Origin of the sequence: Corynebacterium simulans (genome assembly GCF_001586215.1) — a bacterium.
Classification (GTDB): domain Bacteria; phylum Actinomycetota; class Actinomycetes; order Mycobacteriales; family Mycobacteriaceae; genus Corynebacterium; species Corynebacterium simulans.
This window is the reverse complement of the sequence record NZ_CP014634.1, coordinates 2,073,233-2,088,182: the sequence shown is the minus strand read 5'-3', so window position 1 is coordinate 2,088,182 and position 14,950 is coordinate 2,073,233. Positions and strand designations below refer to the sequence as shown.

The following is a 14,950-nucleotide window of genomic DNA, read 5'->3' as shown; positions in this document are numbered from 1 at the left end:
GGGGTGGGGCAGAGTGGCGTTTGCGGTCTATCGGCTTCCTCAGCCCGCATTGCTCGGTCGGGTTGTCCTTCTTCCACTGGGCGTATGCGGAGCGGCAGGCGGTGCAGAAGCCCCGGGCGTAGTGCATCTGATAGCCCTCCGGTTGTTCCTCATGGCGGTTCCACTTCACCATCGGGCGGTCGCAGTTGCGGCACCTGTCGGGGCGCCGTGCGCCGATGTTGTCGCGGTGTGTCGTCTCGATGAGGTAGGCGGGGACGTCAACCTGCGCTATGGCGGCGAGCTTGTAGGCGGTGTCAAGGTCGCCGTGGCAGATGACTCCGGCCTGTATGACATCGGCGGCGGGGGCGCGGCAGTCCTCGCTTAGGCTGGTGCCGGAGGTGAGGGCTTGGGAGGCGCAGTGTTTGAGGAGTGGGCAGTGGTGGCACATTTTGAGCGCTGCCTGGATGCTGTTGTGTGGTGCTCTGGCGGGGTTTATGAATGCTCGGTTCTTGGTGTTGGTGCAGGCTGGCTTCACGACGTTCCCTAGTGATGCGGGTGGGATTCTTGTGTCGTGAGCTATTGTTCACGGTTCGATCTTGTGTGCCAATACTCCTAGCCCCACAGGACAGTCTAGGACACGATGAGACTAACGGGGGGTGGCGGAAAGATACCCTCCATGCGCCCGCAACCCGGCCGCTAACTCCTCAGCCTGATCCGCACTCAAATCAACCTGAACACCGGCGACTTCCAGCGACACAGCGGCGTACTCATCCCCCGGCGTCGTATCAGTAAACGACTCCACGCGGACAATGCCACTAGAGGACTCAATAACGGTAGGCGGCATGACGTCTCCTCACTCTCGGCGGCTAACGAAGGCATTATTAGAACACAGGGGCGACACGCGCCCCCGCTGCGGAAATATTCGCAGGCCACCTATTAGAACGGCGGCTCCGAGTCCCCACCACTAAAGCCGCCCTGCGGGGCACTATTCCACGGGTCCTGCTGCTGGGCCTGCTGCCCGCCGCCCTGCTGGGCCTTCGACATACTGCCCACCATCCACATCAACGACGGGCCAAGGGCACCCTTGCCGGGGTTCACGGTCACCTCCAGCGAGGTGCGCTCAACACCTTCCCTGGTCGTGTAGTTGCGGGCCGTAAACTTGCCCTTGACGATAACCTCCATGCCCTTAGCGAGCGTTTCTGAGGCGTGCTCCCCTAGCTGCTTCCATGCGCTCACGCGGTAGAACGTAGCGTCGCCGTTCTCCCACTGGTTCGTCTCGCTGTTGAAGCGTCGGTCGTTCACCGCGACATTGAACTGGGCCACCGGAGTGCCCTGCGGAGTGTAGCGCAGCTCTACATCAGAGCAGATATTGCCAACAATGGTGACATCTTGAATGGTCATGAGTGTATCCTTTCTGATTTTTTGGGGCGGTCAGCCCCGCGACGGTTGCAGCCGCCGCAAAATGATTTAGAATCCTGATTTCTCGTACCCAACAAGGCCCGAACCGGCAGACAGGCAAGCTGTAGGAGCTGTGATTCCAGTGCAAGTGATATACCAATTATCGCCATAGATAACGGCGGTGTTCTCTACCGTTGAGGCCCCATCAACCATAGCTTTAACCGTGGTCTTGTCCTGCCCGCCGTTTACGATATAGGCAACGCTTGAAGTGCTACAGGTGAGTCCTTGCTCGGTGCTGCCAGTGTCGTTGCAGGTGACATTTTGCGTTTGAAGATAGGTGAGTACCTGGATAGCGGTCTCAAATTCGCCAGGATCAACCTTGGACGGCTTCTCATGAGTAGTTTTTGTTGCCTCATGCATGGCTTCGGTTGCCTCTGGGGACGAACCACAAGCCGCCAGCGAGCACGCTGCTGCTATGAGAGCGAGAGAGAAAATTTTACGCATTCTAGTTATCTTTCATTCTTGTAAATGAGTGTCGCCATGGTCGGTGAAATTCCAAGCACCTTTGATATGGTGCCCATCGGTACGCCTGCTGTTTTAGCTCGTCGTACTGCCATGGTTCGCTGATTTTTTAGCTCTTGAAGTTGTAGCTTTAGATCTTCTACTGCTTTGTGTGCTTCTATCGCATCCTCGAGTGCTTGGTCTTGAGTGTCGTTGGTCATGGAATCCATGATATTCGTTTCTTTCATTTTTCTGTCTGTTTACCGGCATTAGGTGCAACCTCACGTTTCCATCGCCTCCGGCTGGGAGACGAGGCGGCGGACGAGGCGTGTTTCTTGTCCGGGGTGGTCGCGGTGGGCGCGGACTTCTTGCACGGCTTCGCTATCCTGCCAGCGATTTTCCCACGATGGGCGGCTGTATTTCCACCCGTCCGGGGTCAGGTATTGCACGGCGTATTCCCACTCCCCTGCTGCTGGTTTGCCGTGTGGTGCCCAGGCGCGGGGCAGGTCAGGGCGTGGGGTGCAGCCCTCGAAGGCGGCGTAGGTGTCTGTGTAGGTGGGGTTGAATAGCCGCGCACCGTGGCGGATACCGGTATTGCTGGTGAACTCGCCCAGGTAGATGTGTAGTTGTGTGCTTCCTTTAACGTCTACCCATGTTCCGATTAATTCCTGGCGCTGCAAGGGCGTGAGATCGTCGAGTGTGGTCATGTTTCTTTCCTGTTGTCGGGCGTGGGGCGGTACTCCCACAGATACGGCTTTTCGTATGGGGTGAACGTGGGGCCGGTGATTTTTCTGCGTTCTACGGTGCGGAGCCAGCGCCACCCGTGCTCTTCGGTTCTGACGGGATGCCAAGCGAACCAGCGATGCCACGGGCCGGTGCTCATTCCTGCACCTCTGTGAGGGTGTAGCGCTTACCAGTCGGGGTGAGGAACTCTGCCCCGATGATTCGCCCTTGGAGGGTGGAGCTACCTAGACATCGGATGTTAAAGCTGTCGTGCTTGCAGACCATGAGGAAGCGCATCCCCAAGGCGTTCTCCGCCTCCGCGAGGAAGTGCTTATCATCGTCCCATTCGACCTCGGCCATGGTCGGAGGGGTGGTGTTGGCGAGGATGAAGTTAGCTGCGGCCTGAATTTCGGGCGAGCTGACTTCACAGGACTTATTCCACTCCGCCCATTGGCGGGCGAGCTGCGCGTCTAGGATTTCCTGGCGGGCTGGGTTAGGCATGGTGTGTGTCCTTTGCGTATTGGGCTGCTGCGAGTACAGCGAGGGCGAAGCTCTCAGCTTTGTCAGCGGGCAAGGTGACAGAGACTTCATCATGCACCCCGAGTGAGAAATTGACCTCACCGTTCACGGTGCCTACCAAAATACTGTCCTCGTTCTCATAGAGGGTTGGGCAGTCAGCATCATCCATGATTAAGGTGCGGCGGGTTGGCACTTCTATGCTGGCGTAATCGCTACTCAGGGTCGGCAGGTCTGGTGCGAGTAGCCCGTAATCAGCTAGGTGCTTTGCGATGCGTGCGGGGCTGTCGTCGTTTTTCATGCCGTGGGCGATGATGTTCGCGGCGCGAGTCTGGTTATCAACCTTGCACCTCTGTGAGTGTGTACATCCTGCCAGTCGGGGTGAGATTCTGGGGGTGTGTGGCATCGATTGATTCGTTCCAAATGAAGTTGATACGTGTAGAAGAATCTCGGGTGAGCATTATGACGGTTCGTCCGTCTTTGTGTTTCGCTTCTGCGAGGTAGTGCACGCTTTCAAGCCATTCAATATCCGCCATGGTGGGGAACGGCTTGGGTGGGAGGGCTTTCTTTACGGTGTCTTTGCTGGCTTTAATGGATGCTGGACTAGCACTCCACCCCATCTTTAGACAATCGCAGAGATCATCAAGCGTCTCGTGTGCGCGGATAATCTCTTCACGGGTTGGGTTAGTCATCCTGCGCCTCCTGGAGTCGGTAGTGCTTACCCGTTGGGGTCAGGTATCCCTCAAACTCTGTTCTCTTGCACAGCAATGAGTAGTCAGTCTCAATAGGGATGCAGGTAATCCACTGCTCTTGGTCTTTCCCAATCATGGCTACTAGCGGCCCATTCTTTATTCTCGCCTCGGCCAAGAAGTGCTCTTCATCGTTCCATACCACGTCAGCCATGGTGGGCTGTGGTCGCGGCGGGAGGGCTTTCTCAATAATGGCGCGGCACTCCGGTACTCGCCCGGGGTTCCGGTCGTCGTAGTGGCCCAGGAGCATGTCTATCTCCCTGTACGCCTCGATGATTTCTTTACGGGTTGGGTTGGTCATTTAGAGCATCTCCCAGTTGAGTCGGTATTTGTCGTCTGTCGGTATGAGGTGTTTGCCTAGGATTGCCTCAGTTGGGCTGTAAGGGTCTTCGCTGATACAGCGGATATACTCACTCAGCTCGGGGCGCAGCATGATGTAGCGCTCTTCATTGCGGGTGTCTTCTGCGACGGTCAGGAAGTGCTTGCCGTGTTCCCAGTTCACATCAGCCATGGTGGGTTGTGGCTTGGGTGGGAGGACGGCAAGGATGTCGTGGCTCATAGATGTAATCGCGAACGGGCCGAGTGATGTCCCGCCACTTGCAACATTGAGTAAAGTTTCAAGCGATGTGTGTGCGTTGATGATTTCTTGACGGGTTGGGTTAGGCATTGGTGGTGCCCTTTGCTTGGTCTGCTAGGTGGCGGGTTTCTGCTTCGACTTCCTCCCAATTCCAGATATGGCCGGTGAAGCGGAACGGGTGCCCGTATGGGGCATCGGGGTGCTGGCCGTCACCGAAGTGATTGGTGTCGAAGCCGATGGTGTTGCCTGTGTGGTAGGTGATTCCGCCGTGGACGTCGATGTCGGGGTGGAGTTCCAGCGAGTCTGGATAGTCGAGCCACGGGTGCCCGTCTGGGAGGGCAACGTACCCGTTGATGGTCATCGGCCCCATCAGAACCGCACATTCGTATCCGTGGTGGGTGAATCGGCGGGTGTCATGACTGGCTGGAAAGTCAAGTTCGATGTTGGTCATTTGCTTATCCTTTCTGTGTGTGCGAGTAGTGCTAGGGCGAGGGGGCGGAGTTCGCGTGCGTAAAGCGTTAGCGTCTCGCTGTGATCCTCATCCTTGAGGTAGACGCAGCCGTTTTTGCCGTTTGTGACGTATATCAGCGCGTCTTCGTCTTCTACCCCCGGCAGTGTTAGCGGTAGTGGCTGGCGTGGTAGCACATATTCTCGCGTTCTTGCCCTGCGGTCTGCGTAGGCGATGGCTTGCTCCCAAGCTTCACGCTTGGATGTCTTGCTACCCCATGCGAACCACTTGCCGCCTGCTACGTGCCAGCGGTAGTCGCCCCAATTGCGGTTCTTGTGATTGTATCCGGGCGGGTCAACAACCCACCGGCACTTCGGGCTACTGGAGCCGTTGCGGTTCGATTGGTGAATAGTCACTCTCCACTTATTGCTCATAGTTGTACCTCTTCGGGTTGGGAGACGAGGCGGCGGATGATGCGTGTAGTGAAGCCTGTAAGTTGTAGCGTTCGCTCCTCCTCGCGGGCTTCTTCAGCTGTGTCCCTCCACGGTGAGGCTTCGGGATATTCCCATTCGCCGTCTTGGTCTTTGTATTGCAGGGCGTATTCGTAGGTCATTCCTGTAGGTGTTTTAGGCATCGTGTACCTCCTCTGTAGGGCCTACTAATCGGCGGAATATGCGTTCGTTGTGCTTCGCCACGTACCCGGGCTTGTAGGGGTTAGGGTCATCGTTCCATTCGGTGACTTGGTGCCACTGCCCGTTTTCTTGGATGCGGGCTTGCACGGCGTATTCGTAGGTCATGCCTGCGATTTGGTGGGCCATTTCCCACGCGTGCTGTTTTATTGCTTTGCAGGCGTGGCAGTTGGTGTTAGGGCCGTGTGTGCTGCGGCTATCCGCGTTGATTAGGCGACGTGCTTGCTCTGGGGTGATGCTAGTCATTGGGCATGGCCTCTCATTCGGTGACGGTGCGCGTCTGTATTGCCATGTGAGACGATAGGTCTCCCGCCGCCTCCATAAAGCGCTTCGCTTCTTCCATGCTGTAGCAATGCATTGGCGTCATAATTCTTGGGTATTTCCCCCACGATGCGGTACTGCTTGCGTGTCATGCTTGCTCCTCCGCGTAGTCGGCGGCGGCGAGTAGTGCGTAGGCTAGTTTTCGTGCTTCGTCAGAGGTAAGGTCGCCGGGTTCAATCCGCTGCACCATGATTAGGCTGCCTGGTGCTGTCCACACGCTGGGGCCGTCTGGACCTCCCGGTAACCACCCCTTACCGTTGAGTGCGAAAATTCCGGGGTCGTTCGGTTCCGGCAGTTCTGGCGCGAGTAGGCCCGCCTCAGCGAGTGCATCTGCTATGCGATAGTGAGCCGGGACTTCTTCATCCTGCTTATTGTTTTCCCGCATCGCTATCAGGGCTGCGCGGCCCTTGTTGGTTATGCGGAATCCTTGAATAGTCATGCTTGTTCCTTTGCTGTGTGTTCGGCGGCGTGGAGTGCGAGTGCTTGGGCTACCTCCATGCCGTACCTGTCTACTGTTGCTTCGCCGTAGCTAGATGCCTTGGCGATTACATCCGCGGCGCGGTCGATGTTGGTCATTGTTTTTTCCTTAGCTCGTCCATGAACCAGCCAACAAACGGGTGTTTGACGTACGTGGGAAATCTGATTGTTTTCCCTTGCGGCCAGATACGGCGGGCGCGTTGAATCGCTTGCTCTGCCCACTCTGGGTATTCCTTGATTAGTGCCCATACGGTGCGGATGCTGTGCTCATTGCGCACGGGCTTAAATTCCTCGCTGCGCGGGTCACCGTAGGGCTGTAGGAAATTCTTAGTGGCGAACTTGTCCAGGTCTGTGATCTTTTCTTTCCGGCTCATTTCCCTATCCTTTCTGTGTGTGCGAGTAGTGCCAGGGCAAGCGGGCGGAGTTCGCGTGCTGCCAGATCGGCGCCCTTGCGTCCGTATTTGATACGGAAGTCGGTTGCTTTCTGCGCTACATCATCACGGAGTGTTGCCCGGCCTGTTTGCAGGCTGCTGAGTAGCATTTTTTCTACTACCGTTAGCTCTTCATCACTTCGGCAAATATCGGCAAGGTAAGCGGTTCGTGTGCTCATGTGTTTTACGCCACCGTCGCGTCGTCTACGGGTTGTGTGGCGAAGCTATAAGTACCGTATAGCGCGACTGCAGCGACCAGTAGGCCAATTAGAATACCTACGCCCCAATTAAAGACATGTGCTGCCTGTACCCCGATTAGAATCGGGATTCCGACAAGAATTATGAATAGGATTAAATCGATAAAGATTTTATCCATGATTTCGTCGCTCATGATGATTCCTTTTCTGCTTGCCACTTGCAGGTGGCAGTGTGTGTGAACTTATATTGTGGTCGGTTGGCTATCGGCTCACACCGTTGAGTATTTCTTCGCACTCTTGAGCCATGTGGGTAGCGATTTCTAGCTCTTCGATATACGAGCGGAATACCAGGGAGCCGGACGCGGTGTGTGGCAGGATCTCAACTTCAACCCACCACTTATTGTTAGATGAATTCCAGAATGGGGTGAGCTTGACGGGGCCGTCTCCGTGCCCGGTGTATTCAATTACGGCGTCTTTGCCCTGTGAGGTGCCGTTGTTGGTGACGGTCATTTCGTATTCAAGCTCATAGTGCCTGTACACGATGTGCTCGGTGAACATGTGATTCCTTTCTTTTTTGGGGTGCCCTTGCAGGGGCTTGGTGTAGGCGTGATTCGTGGAATGCGCCCCCCTCCAGGGATTATTATTTGACTCGCTCGATCATGTCGCCCGCGATGAAGAACTTGACGATCTCACCATTGCGCTTGATTGGGGTTCCCATGACGGTGGTGAACATGTAGGTTCCCGCGGCGGCGCTGTCCGCACTCGTGAGGTTGTGACCTGCCCAGTACTTGGATTCATCCTTCGGGCTGCGGAGCGTGTAGCAGGGGCGGCGCTCACCGTTGTCGTAGATGAAAACGTCCCGGTACAGGTCATAGGTTCGGGTCGTGACGGTGACGCTTGCGATGTACTCGTGGGTGACTTCTGCGAGGTCCATAGTTGATTCCTTTCTGCTTGCCCTTGCAGGGGTTCATGTAGTGCGCGTGATTGGGGGAATGCGCGCCCCTCCCGTGCTGGTCGTTAGCTGTTCACCTTCACGTACATGTCGCAGTCAGCTGGTGTCCAGTCGTAAACCTCGACCTCCGCGCCGTTCTCGCTGATGCTGATGATGCGCTCGAAGGTGTCTTTATCGGCCTTGGTGTAGGCCTCGATGATGGTGACGCGGCGCATGTAGGAGTTCCCGCCGAGGTGGTACTTGGGCTGGCCTCCCATGGTCACCATGTCGAGGTCGGATTCGCTGGTGATGTTGTAGGCGACGTAGTAGTCGGTGGAGTTCATTTTTCTTCCTTTCTGCTTGCCCTTGCAGGGGCTTTCTTGCTGACATGTTTAAGTATAGATGACAGTTTACAAAAAGTAAAATTGAGTGCTACGAACTGCCCCTCCCCCCTCGTAAACCACGCTTAATACGCTCCACAATACCCGCCGTATCAACCTCCCCAGCGTGACCAACCTCCAACGGCTTATAGCCCCGAAGCTCCCCGAAAGTCCCCGCCGCTAACTGCGCGTCACGCTCCTCGCGCAACCGCTCACGGTGCGCATCCAGCTGGCGCTTCCGAACCGGATCGGACTCCCACCTGTCACGCACCGCAAACGCCGCCTGCTTAAGGTCACGCGGCGTCACCATACGAGGCCCGGCCAGCTCCAACGCCCACAGCTTCACCGCATCCGGCCACACCTGAGGAGGCAAAGACACCGTAGCGAGAACATCAGCCCACGCGTCCACCACCTCAGCCGACGGCTGCGGAAACCTATCCGGGGCTAGGCGCTTGCCGTACTCCAGGACGTAGGCGGCTAGCTCACGCTGCTGTGGTGTGCTCATTCTGGGTACTCCTCAAATAGCGTTTGCGGGCCCGTAGGCGGCTCAATACCGGGCGGGAGGGGTGAATGTGTAGAGCCGGGCAGTTCGCCGGTATACGGGGCGTCGAACCGCTGATTTCGGGGCGTAGAGCGAGACGGGGCGAAGTCCAAAAAGCTCGGGGCTCGCTGACTCCCTCTCCTTGCTGGGAGCGGGTCATCATCCCACCTTTCCGCATTCAGCCAAGACGAGGGATGAGCGGTGAACTCGTCGGCCCGGTTCGGGTCATCCCGATACTGGCGCATCCCCTCAATGATGACCTGAGGGTCGGCCTTCTTTACCGCTTTCGTCCACGCCTTGCGTGCCGCCCCCTTGCCAACCTTTCTCGGAACCGTGTCCCAGAACTCGGTGAAGCGATCATCCGCAGGATGATCAATATCTTTAGTTCTATGGTTCTCGTTCTTATGGTTTTTGTTTGTGTACCCCTGAGGGGATGGGGAGGGGGCACTAGTGGGTAGGGGGTGGGGTCCCTCTGGGGTACCCACCCCATCACTACGGCGTGGCCGGTCAAACAGCCGGTACCCGTTCGACGTCTGATTGAATCCCTTGCGGGACTCATAGATGACCTCCAGTGTGTTCGTCTCCTCATTCCACCGAGACCAACGCGGAAACGCCTCCAGCCAACCGGCCTTAGCGAGAGTCTTTACAGCGGCATCGACAGCCTTAGTCGTCTTATAGCCCATGAGCTTCGCCAAAGTCTCCCGTTTCGGATGGGCGAGGCCGGTAGACCAGTCCGCAAACTTCATGAGGTGCGCATACAGCGCGATAGCGACCGGGTCGGCCACCTCTTCAAGGAGTTGGTGCGGGACACTAGCGAACCGCACACCCTCATAGTGGACGTCTGGGTGAATCGTCACGGCCTCGCCTCCGTGGCCTCCATGCCACCGTCAGGCCGTAGCATGACCCACCGGCCGCGCACGCACATCGGCACACTGCCCGGATCTGGGTGGTGCGAGTGAACTATAAGACCGCGCTCCCGCCCCGCTGCGGGGGACACGTGGGTAATCAGGTGGTGGCAGGCGCGGCACAATGCAGCCGAGTTCACAACCGTGTCATTGCCACGCTGCCGACGCTGCCGATGATGGAAGTCAGTAGCGTTCTTTTCACACCCCGGCAGCCCGGCTTCACAAAGCCCACGAGCGCGCTTGAACATCGTGATCTCATAGACCTCTTGGGGCATTCTGCCGCCACGGCGAGGGCGGCGCTTCATCGGGGATCGCTTCATCCCAAAGATTCCTTTCTGCTACTCCCCCACACCGCTCACGGTTGCAGCCGTATACAGGCGGGGTACATGGATTATTTTAGGGCGGCCCTTGTATGGCCCGGGCCGCAGGGCACAAACGCCTAGGCCGGTGGCGCAGGCACCCGCCAGGGGTCTGCAATCCCACCGGCCTAGGGCAGTGAGGAAGGTAGCTAGGCGGCGTCGGCGGTCGGCTCGACCACCTCACCGTCCAACACTTCCCCGACGGTCTCCTGAGCCTTCTCCATGCGCTGGGACTTCTCTAGGCGGTCGAGTGTCTCGCGGGCCATGCCAACGAGCTCACGATCCGAACGCGACTCGTAGTATCGCAGCGCCCTACGAAGCGTTTCCACGTCCCCAGAGGACTCGGCCCGGAGTAGCCCCTGAGTCTGCTTAAGGACGTATGCCTTCCGCTCCTCCGCCTGCTCCTCAGCGGCCTTAGCGGCCTGCTTCTCCTCACTGAACTCCCCATCGGGGCGGGTCTCCACAAACGTAGTCGGGGCGGCATCCGCCCCAATCCCCATACCGTCCAGCAGCTTCGCCACCGAGAAGTCATTGAACGTCATCTCATCACCGGGCTGGAGCTGGAGCTCGGGGACCGTGGTAGCGATCTTCGTCATCGTCCACTGGCGCGGAGCCCTCGCCTGAACCACAACCTGGCAGTGGAACGGTAGATTCTTCTCCGCCTGAACCTTCCAGAATTTATCCCGCGTCGGGTTGCCCTTCTCGTCCACCGCCGTCACCAACTCCAGGCGGGAGGTCATGAGCACCGGGCCCGGGAACTGGCGGCACTGCTGCAAGAGGCCGTTCCATGTGGACTTAATCTGACTCCACAGGTCCAGGCTGAGGCGTACACCCTCCTCCGGCACCTTGCGTCCCTTGCTGCGGGCACGCCGGTTCGCTTCCTCTTGGCCGTTGTCCTGTAGCAGCTGCCAGATTTCAGTCATCGAGTCGATGATGAGCAGGTTATGCTTGCCCTCGGCCGGGGCCTGCTGGGAGGCCCACTGGATAGCCCCACGAATCTGCCCGACGGTTCCGTCGTGCTCGATGATTTCAAAGTCAGCGCCCGGCACAGCGCCGTAGGCGTCTGCCTGGGACTCCCCAACCTCGATGAAGAAGGCGCGGTCTACGGACTCCATGCCGGTCGCCTCCACAGCGGCCCACGTCTTACCGGCGCCCTCAATACCCGCAAGGAGCATGAGAGGGAATGAGGCCTTACACGATGGTTTACGTGTGGTGAACTGCATGGCTAGGAGTCCTTTCCGTCGGTGATTTCAAGAATTGCGCCCGTAGACTGAACAAGCCTGTCTATCGCGGCGCGGGCTGCCTTAGTGCGCTTCGGGGTAATAGACATTCGGCTAGTTGATGCCTCTCGTATCTCCCACCCGGCCGGGAGGTCGCCGGTAATCTGCCAGTCCTCGAGAACTTTCGCGGCGATTGCGTCCGCATCCTCTTTCACGACAGCGGATTCAAGTAGGTCAGTGCGCCCAAGCTCCATGAGGAGGCGAATAATTTCCTCGTGGCGGGGATCGGAGGGAGCGGGCAGGCCGTCAACAATCTCTCGGCCCTGCTCCTCAGCCATGGCAAGAAGCACGGCACTGTCGGTGCAGACCGCTTTCATGCCGGGCGCGGACTTCGACACGCTGCCCAGCTCAAGGCCCTGGGCGTTCTTTACTGTGCGCTTGTCGCCGGGCTCCATGTCGCGGGTGATGCTGTCCTTGAACTCCTTGTGAATGCCGTTCAGGCGCTTCAGGACGACGGCCTGGAGTAGGACTTTCTCGTACGGGTCGCGATCCGTCGTTTCGTGCGCCGACATTGGGGTGTTATCATGTTTGTGCATCGTGTTTAGATTCCTTTCTGCCGATGCGGCCCCTCACTTATGGAGTTGCAGCTCCGAGGGGTCTTTTTACGTTTTAGGCTGCTTTGAGCATTTCCTGCATCTCAATGCAGCGATCTAGATCGTCTTTCTTGAAGAAGACTCGCCACCCTAGTTTGGTCTCCGCGAGTAGCCCGTCCCGTCGAAGTAGATAAAGCGTATTCCGTGAGATGCCGCCAAGATACTGGCACGCCTCCTTCTGGTTATAAAGGCCACCGTTCTCATAGGCCATATGGTGATTCCTTTCTGCCTTGCAGGGCTGTACCGTCCGGTACTAGGTGGGCTCATTTTGAACCCATACCCAGTATTATAATGTACTAGACCGTACCGTGCAAGATTAGGATCGCCACCACTGCTACGCTCATACCCATGACCACACCCCAGCAGTGGCCTGCTGGCCAACTACTCCAACATGCACGCGAACGCGAGGGCCTATCTAAAGCCGAAGCCGCCCGCCGAGTTTAAGCAACCGTCTGGTGCTCATAATGTTTACGCTAAGGGATTCAAGGTGACTTATAAGGTGCCGTGTACGAGTCGCTTATTGATGCGAATGCGTATAGCCCGGATGCTTACCCGGCTGGCTGGAAGAAGCTCGCATGAGTACGTGGGAGCCTGGAATTTTTGTAATGCACGGCATAGTTTATGAGTATCACGGCAGGGCGTACCGCGCCCGATACGGGCATACCGCCCTGCCGGAATTCCCGCCGGATAAAATGCCGGACCTTTTCGACCCGATTAAGAGCTAGTCATTAGCCCCTGACCGCACAGGTCATGGGGCTAATTTCATGCCCAAAGGAGGGCAAACTATGGATGCGCAAACGCTGCGTGAGGTCATGGGCGGCGATCTGCCTGACGGAGGCTACACGCGGTTAATCGATGGGTTTAATACCGCCATGCGCGAAGCTGGGGTTACCACTGTGAAGCGTGCAGCCATGTGGTGCGCACAGCTTGGCCATGAGTCTGTAGGTCTGCGCTACATGCGGGAGATTGCTAGCGGCGCGGAGTACGAGGGGCGCAGCGACCTCGGCAACGTGTATCGCGGCGACGGGGTGAAATTTGCTGGCCGTGGCCCTATTCAGCTGACCGGCCGCAGTAATTACCGCGCTTTCACCCGCTGGGCGCACTCACGCGGACTCACAGACATCGACTTCGAAGCCCATCCCGAACGGCTCGAAGAGCCGCACTGGGGGTTCCTTGCCGCCACTTACTACTGGACGGCGGCGCGCCCGCAGCTCAACGCCCTGGCCGACGCTGGCGATTTGGAGGGGGCTACGCGGGCTATTAACGGCGGCCTCAACGGCTTGTCGGATCGCCGTGCCCGCTACAACCGTGCTCTGACATTTGGGGCACGCCTACTACCCGATGGAGGTAAACCAACCGTGGAGAAAGTACTCGACTACGAGCGCGACCAAGTACGCCAGGACACGTTCTATAACTGCGGTCCGGCCAGCTCACAGACCGTGATTAGGTCAAAGACTGGAAAGCTTATTACGGAGAGCGACCTCGGCACACAACTGGGAACGGATACTGGCGGCACCGATTGGATCGGGCTCATTGCCCCGGTGCTCAATAAGTACATGCCGGGCGCGGGATACAAAGTGCGCGAAATGCCCAATGACCCGCCAAGCCCGGCTCAAAAGCAGCAACTGTGGGAAGACATCACCGGTTCAATCAACGGCGGTCATGGCGTCGTGGCAAACATCGTAGCACCGCCCAGCAATTACCCGCGTGCGGTAGCACCGTCCACCATCAGCCCCGCCTACGGCGGCGGCACCGTCTACCACTACATCGCAATCATGGGCTACGGCGAAGACGGCGGCGGGCGCCGCTACTGGGTAGCAGACAGCGGATTCAGCCCATACGGGTATTGGATTAGCCACGAGCAGCTGGCAAGCCTAATCCCACCCAAGGGCTACGCGTATGCCGAGCCAGTAAAAGCAGCACAACATGAGAAAGCAGGAGACATGTTAACAACAAAGTTTTTCACCGACTGGATTAGCGGCTATTTAGGCCCGCAAATTCAAGCCTTGCAGGAGATTTGGACTCAGCTTCGCGGCCCCGGCGGCAAGGGCTGGGCACAGCTTGGTCAGAACGACAAAGGACAGAATTTGACCATCGTGGACGCGCTCGCGGCTATCCGCCAGCAGCTCGCACAGATTCAAGCCGATGTGGATGAACTCAAGGAAAAGAGGAAGTAATGGCACGCCACTACAACCAAGCAGTGATTAACAGCGTCTCGGAGCGCATCGCGGACGCGGTAGCCACGGAGCTTAAGGAGCAGCCCTGGTGGCTACGCTATAAGGGCTCCATCATGCTTGCCCTGCAGGCGGTGGCGTGGGTTGCTGGCGCGCTACCAGTCATGCTTGCGGACGCCCCAACGTGGACGATTTTTGCTGCAGGTGCCATCGGTTATTTCATCACCGCGCTGGTTAACCGCCTGACTGTTGATGGTGTCACGCCGTCTATGGCGCCGCGTCTTGCAGCGCAGGCAGAATACCGGGAGCAACAAGCAGCACCACAAACCCCCACTCTGCCCGTCTACAACGGCCCCACCACAAACGAGGCATGATGCGGCGTTGCTTTGAAAATTGGTTCAAATCAGATGAAGCCGGGCTGGCTATCCTCGCTCTTCTCACCATCATTCGTGGGCTTTCCTATGTGCCGCCCCTGATTAATCCAGCCCGCACGCCTGCTCACTATTTGGAGGGTTGGGCAAGCCCCACCTTATGGGCGAGTATTTGGATCGCTGCCGGTGCATTTTGTCTCGCCGCGACTTTCATTCCAAAGCTTCTACCGGCGGCGGTGGGGCTCGCGGTGGGGCTTCATGCGGCGTGGGCGATGAGCTTTCTCATGGGCACAATCTTGGGTGATACTCCGCGTGCTTGGGTTAGCGCCCTGAATTATCTCGGCGTTGTTTTTCTGACCTTGTACGCGTATGGCAGGGAGCGAATCCAGATTCCAGAGATGAGATGAGGT

The 14,950-nt window shown here is 57.8% G+C and carries 31 protein-coding genes and 1 pseudogene; 4 read left to right on the top strand and 28 right to left on the bottom strand.

Annotation, left to right across the window (positions count from 1 at the left end; all coding sequences use genetic code 11):
* Positions 1-151 precede the first annotated feature (151 nt).
* Positions 152-364 carry a hypothetical protein gene (locus tag WM42_RS13720; RefSeq protein ID WP_235591359.1) on the top strand — a complete coding sequence of 71 codons (213 nt, stop codon included), beginning with the start codon at positions 152-154 and terminating at the stop codon, positions 362-364.
* A gap of 66 nt (positions 365-430) precedes the next feature.
* On the opposite strand, the pseudogene WM42_RS13715 reads toward WM42_RS13720, so the two are convergent.
* From WM42_RS13715 to WM42_RS09625, 28 genes and pseudogenes are all read right to left on the bottom strand, one after another.
* A pseudogene (locus WM42_RS13715) lies at positions 431-514 on the bottom strand (WhiB family transcriptional regulator); the annotation flags it as partial.
* A gap of 401 nt (positions 515-915) precedes the next feature.
* Positions 916-1,380, bottom strand: a complete 465-nt coding sequence (gene ssb / locus WM42_RS09745; RefSeq protein WP_062037667.1) for a single-stranded DNA-binding protein — start codon at positions 1,378-1,380, stop codon at positions 916-918.
* Positions 1,381-1,446: 66 nt separating this feature from the next.
* Complete coding sequence (locus WM42_RS09740) at positions 1,447-1,881, bottom strand: lipoprotein (protein ID WP_062037664.1); 435 nt, start codon at positions 1,879-1,881, stop codon at positions 1,447-1,449.
* A 5-nt stretch (positions 1,882-1,886) separates the two neighbouring features.
* Positions 1,887-2,099 (bottom strand): hypothetical protein, encoded by a 213-nt coding sequence (locus WM42_RS09735; RefSeq protein ID WP_145915056.1) that lies wholly within the window; start codon positions 2,097-2,099, stop codon positions 1,887-1,889.
* A gap of 60 nt (positions 2,100-2,159) precedes the next feature.
* Positions 2,160-2,585 carry a hypothetical protein gene (locus WM42_RS09730; RefSeq protein ID WP_062037658.1) on the bottom strand — a complete coding sequence of 142 codons (426 nt, stop codon included), beginning with the start codon at positions 2,583-2,585 and terminating at the stop codon, positions 2,160-2,162.
* A gap of 172 nt (positions 2,586-2,757) precedes the next feature.
* Positions 2,758-3,102, bottom strand: coding sequence for a hypothetical protein (locus WM42_RS09725; protein ID WP_062037655.1), 345 nt, complete (start codon positions 3,100-3,102; stop codon positions 2,758-2,760).
* Complete coding sequence (locus WM42_RS09720; RefSeq protein WP_062037652.1) at positions 3,095-3,418, bottom strand: hypothetical protein; 324 nt, start codon at positions 3,416-3,418, stop codon at positions 3,095-3,097. Before WM42_RS09720 ends, WM42_RS09725 begins: the two co-directional genes overlap by 8 nt.
* 37 nt (positions 3,419-3,455) lie before the next feature.
* Positions 3,456-3,809, bottom strand: a complete 354-nt coding sequence (locus WM42_RS13410) for a hypothetical protein (protein ID WP_062037649.1) — start codon at positions 3,807-3,809, stop codon at positions 3,456-3,458.
* A complete protein-coding gene (locus WM42_RS09710; protein ID WP_062037646.1) occupies positions 3,802-4,167 on the bottom strand; it encodes a hypothetical protein in 366 nt (121 codons plus the stop codon). The genes WM42_RS13410 and WM42_RS09710 overlap by 8 nt, the downstream gene beginning before the upstream one ends.
* Positions 4,168-4,425 carry a hypothetical protein gene (locus WM42_RS09705; protein ID WP_158510272.1) on the bottom strand — a complete coding sequence of 86 codons (258 nt, stop codon included), beginning with the start codon at positions 4,423-4,425 and terminating at the stop codon, positions 4,168-4,170. It abuts the gene before it with no gap.
* A 100-nt stretch (positions 4,426-4,525) separates the two neighbouring features.
* Complete coding sequence (locus tag WM42_RS09700; protein WP_062037640.1) at positions 4,526-4,894, bottom strand: hypothetical protein; 369 nt, start codon at positions 4,892-4,894, stop codon at positions 4,526-4,528.
* On the bottom strand, positions 4,891-5,325 hold the full coding sequence (locus WM42_RS09695; protein ID WP_062037638.1) for a hypothetical protein: 435 nt from the start codon (positions 5,323-5,325) through the stop codon (positions 4,891-4,893). The genes WM42_RS09700 and WM42_RS09695 overlap by 4 nt, the downstream gene beginning before the upstream one ends.
* Positions 5,322-5,525, bottom strand: a complete 204-nt coding sequence (locus WM42_RS09690; RefSeq protein ID WP_145915055.1) for a hypothetical protein — start codon at positions 5,523-5,525, stop codon at positions 5,322-5,324. The genes WM42_RS09695 and WM42_RS09690 overlap by 4 nt, the downstream gene beginning before the upstream one ends.
* Positions 5,518-5,826: a hypothetical protein gene (locus WM42_RS13315; protein WP_145915054.1), complete on the bottom strand. Its 309-nt coding sequence runs from the start codon at positions 5,824-5,826 to the stop codon at positions 5,518-5,520. Before WM42_RS13315 ends, WM42_RS09690 begins: the two co-directional genes overlap by 8 nt.
* Positions 5,827-5,989: 163 nt before the next feature.
* Complete coding sequence (locus WM42_RS09680; protein ID WP_062037632.1) at positions 5,990-6,340, bottom strand: hypothetical protein; 351 nt, start codon at positions 6,338-6,340, stop codon at positions 5,990-5,992.
* Positions 6,337-6,477, bottom strand: a complete 141-nt coding sequence (locus WM42_RS13375) for a hypothetical protein (RefSeq protein WP_158510271.1) — start codon at positions 6,475-6,477, stop codon at positions 6,337-6,339. The genes WM42_RS09680 and WM42_RS13375 overlap by 4 nt, the downstream gene beginning before the upstream one ends.
* The gene (locus tag WM42_RS09675) at positions 6,474-6,752 is read right to left on the bottom strand and encodes an RNA-binding protein (RefSeq protein ID WP_062037630.1); all 279 of its coding nucleotides are present in this window, start codon (positions 6,750-6,752) and stop codon (positions 6,474-6,476) included. The genes WM42_RS13375 and WM42_RS09675 overlap by 4 nt, the downstream gene beginning before the upstream one ends.
* Positions 6,749-6,988: a hypothetical protein gene (locus WM42_RS13310; protein ID WP_145915053.1), complete on the bottom strand. Its 240-nt coding sequence runs from the start codon at positions 6,986-6,988 to the stop codon at positions 6,749-6,751. Before WM42_RS13310 ends, WM42_RS09675 begins: the two co-directional genes overlap by 4 nt.
* 5 nt (positions 6,989-6,993) lie before the next feature.
* A complete protein-coding gene (locus WM42_RS09670; RefSeq protein WP_062037627.1) occupies positions 6,994-7,200 on the bottom strand; it encodes a hypothetical protein in 207 nt (68 codons plus the stop codon).
* 67 nt (positions 7,201-7,267) lie between these two features.
* Positions 7,268-7,564 (bottom strand): hypothetical protein, encoded by a 297-nt coding sequence (locus WM42_RS09665; protein WP_062037624.1) that lies wholly within the window; start codon positions 7,562-7,564, stop codon positions 7,268-7,270.
* Between the two features lie 82 nt (positions 7,565-7,646).
* Positions 7,647-7,940, bottom strand: a complete 294-nt coding sequence (locus WM42_RS09660) for a hypothetical protein (RefSeq protein WP_062037621.1) — start codon at positions 7,938-7,940, stop codon at positions 7,647-7,649.
* 83 nt (positions 7,941-8,023) lie between these two features.
* Positions 8,024-8,281: a hypothetical protein gene (locus tag WM42_RS09655; RefSeq protein ID WP_062037618.1), complete on the bottom strand. Its 258-nt coding sequence runs from the start codon at positions 8,279-8,281 to the stop codon at positions 8,024-8,026.
* An 88-nt stretch (positions 8,282-8,369) separates the two neighbouring features.
* Positions 8,370-8,822 (bottom strand): hypothetical protein, encoded by a 453-nt coding sequence (locus WM42_RS09650; protein ID WP_062037615.1) that lies wholly within the window; start codon positions 8,820-8,822, stop codon positions 8,370-8,372.
* Positions 8,819-9,604: an LvrA C-terminal domain-related protein gene (locus WM42_RS09645; protein ID WP_235591352.1), complete on the bottom strand. Its 786-nt coding sequence runs from the start codon at positions 9,602-9,604 to the stop codon at positions 8,819-8,821. The genes WM42_RS09650 and WM42_RS09645 overlap by 4 nt, the downstream gene beginning before the upstream one ends.
* Before the next feature lie 107 nt (positions 9,605-9,711).
* On the bottom strand, positions 9,712-10,083 hold the full coding sequence (locus tag WM42_RS09640; protein ID WP_062037609.1) for a hypothetical protein: 372 nt from the start codon (positions 10,081-10,083) through the stop codon (positions 9,712-9,714).
* Positions 10,084-10,271: 188 nt separating this feature from the next.
* Positions 10,272-11,297 carry a hypothetical protein gene (locus WM42_RS09635; RefSeq protein WP_235591250.1) on the bottom strand — a complete coding sequence of 342 codons (1,026 nt, stop codon included), beginning with the start codon at positions 11,295-11,297 and terminating at the stop codon, positions 10,272-10,274.
* Positions 11,298-11,347: 50 nt separating this feature from the next.
* A complete protein-coding gene (locus WM42_RS09630) occupies positions 11,348-11,938 on the bottom strand; it encodes a hypothetical protein (protein WP_062037603.1) in 591 nt (196 codons plus the stop codon).
* Positions 11,939-12,011: 73 nt separating this feature from the next.
* Positions 12,012-12,206: a helix-turn-helix domain-containing protein gene (locus tag WM42_RS09625; RefSeq protein ID WP_062037600.1), complete on the bottom strand. Its 195-nt coding sequence runs from the start codon at positions 12,204-12,206 to the stop codon at positions 12,012-12,014.
* Positions 12,207-12,780: 574 nt separating this feature from the next.
* On the opposite strand from WM42_RS09625, the gene WM42_RS13465 reads away from it, so the two are divergent.
* Genes WM42_RS13465 through WM42_RS09610 form a run of 3 tightly spaced genes read left to right on the top strand, consistent with a single transcriptional unit; the run spans position 12,781 to position 14,947 of the window.
* Positions 12,781-14,172, top strand: a complete 1,392-nt coding sequence (locus WM42_RS13465) for a C39 family peptidase (protein WP_167599042.1) — start codon at positions 12,781-12,783, stop codon at positions 14,170-14,172.
* Positions 14,172-14,543 carry a hypothetical protein gene (locus WM42_RS09615; protein WP_062037593.1) on the top strand — a complete coding sequence of 124 codons (372 nt, stop codon included), beginning with the start codon at positions 14,172-14,174 and terminating at the stop codon, positions 14,541-14,543. The genes WM42_RS13465 and WM42_RS09615 overlap by 1 nt, the downstream gene beginning before the upstream one ends.
* A complete protein-coding gene (locus WM42_RS09610; protein WP_145915052.1) occupies positions 14,540-14,947 on the top strand; it encodes a hypothetical protein in 408 nt (135 codons plus the stop codon). The genes WM42_RS09615 and WM42_RS09610 overlap by 4 nt, the downstream gene beginning before the upstream one ends.
* Positions 14,948-14,950 lie beyond the last annotated feature (3 nt).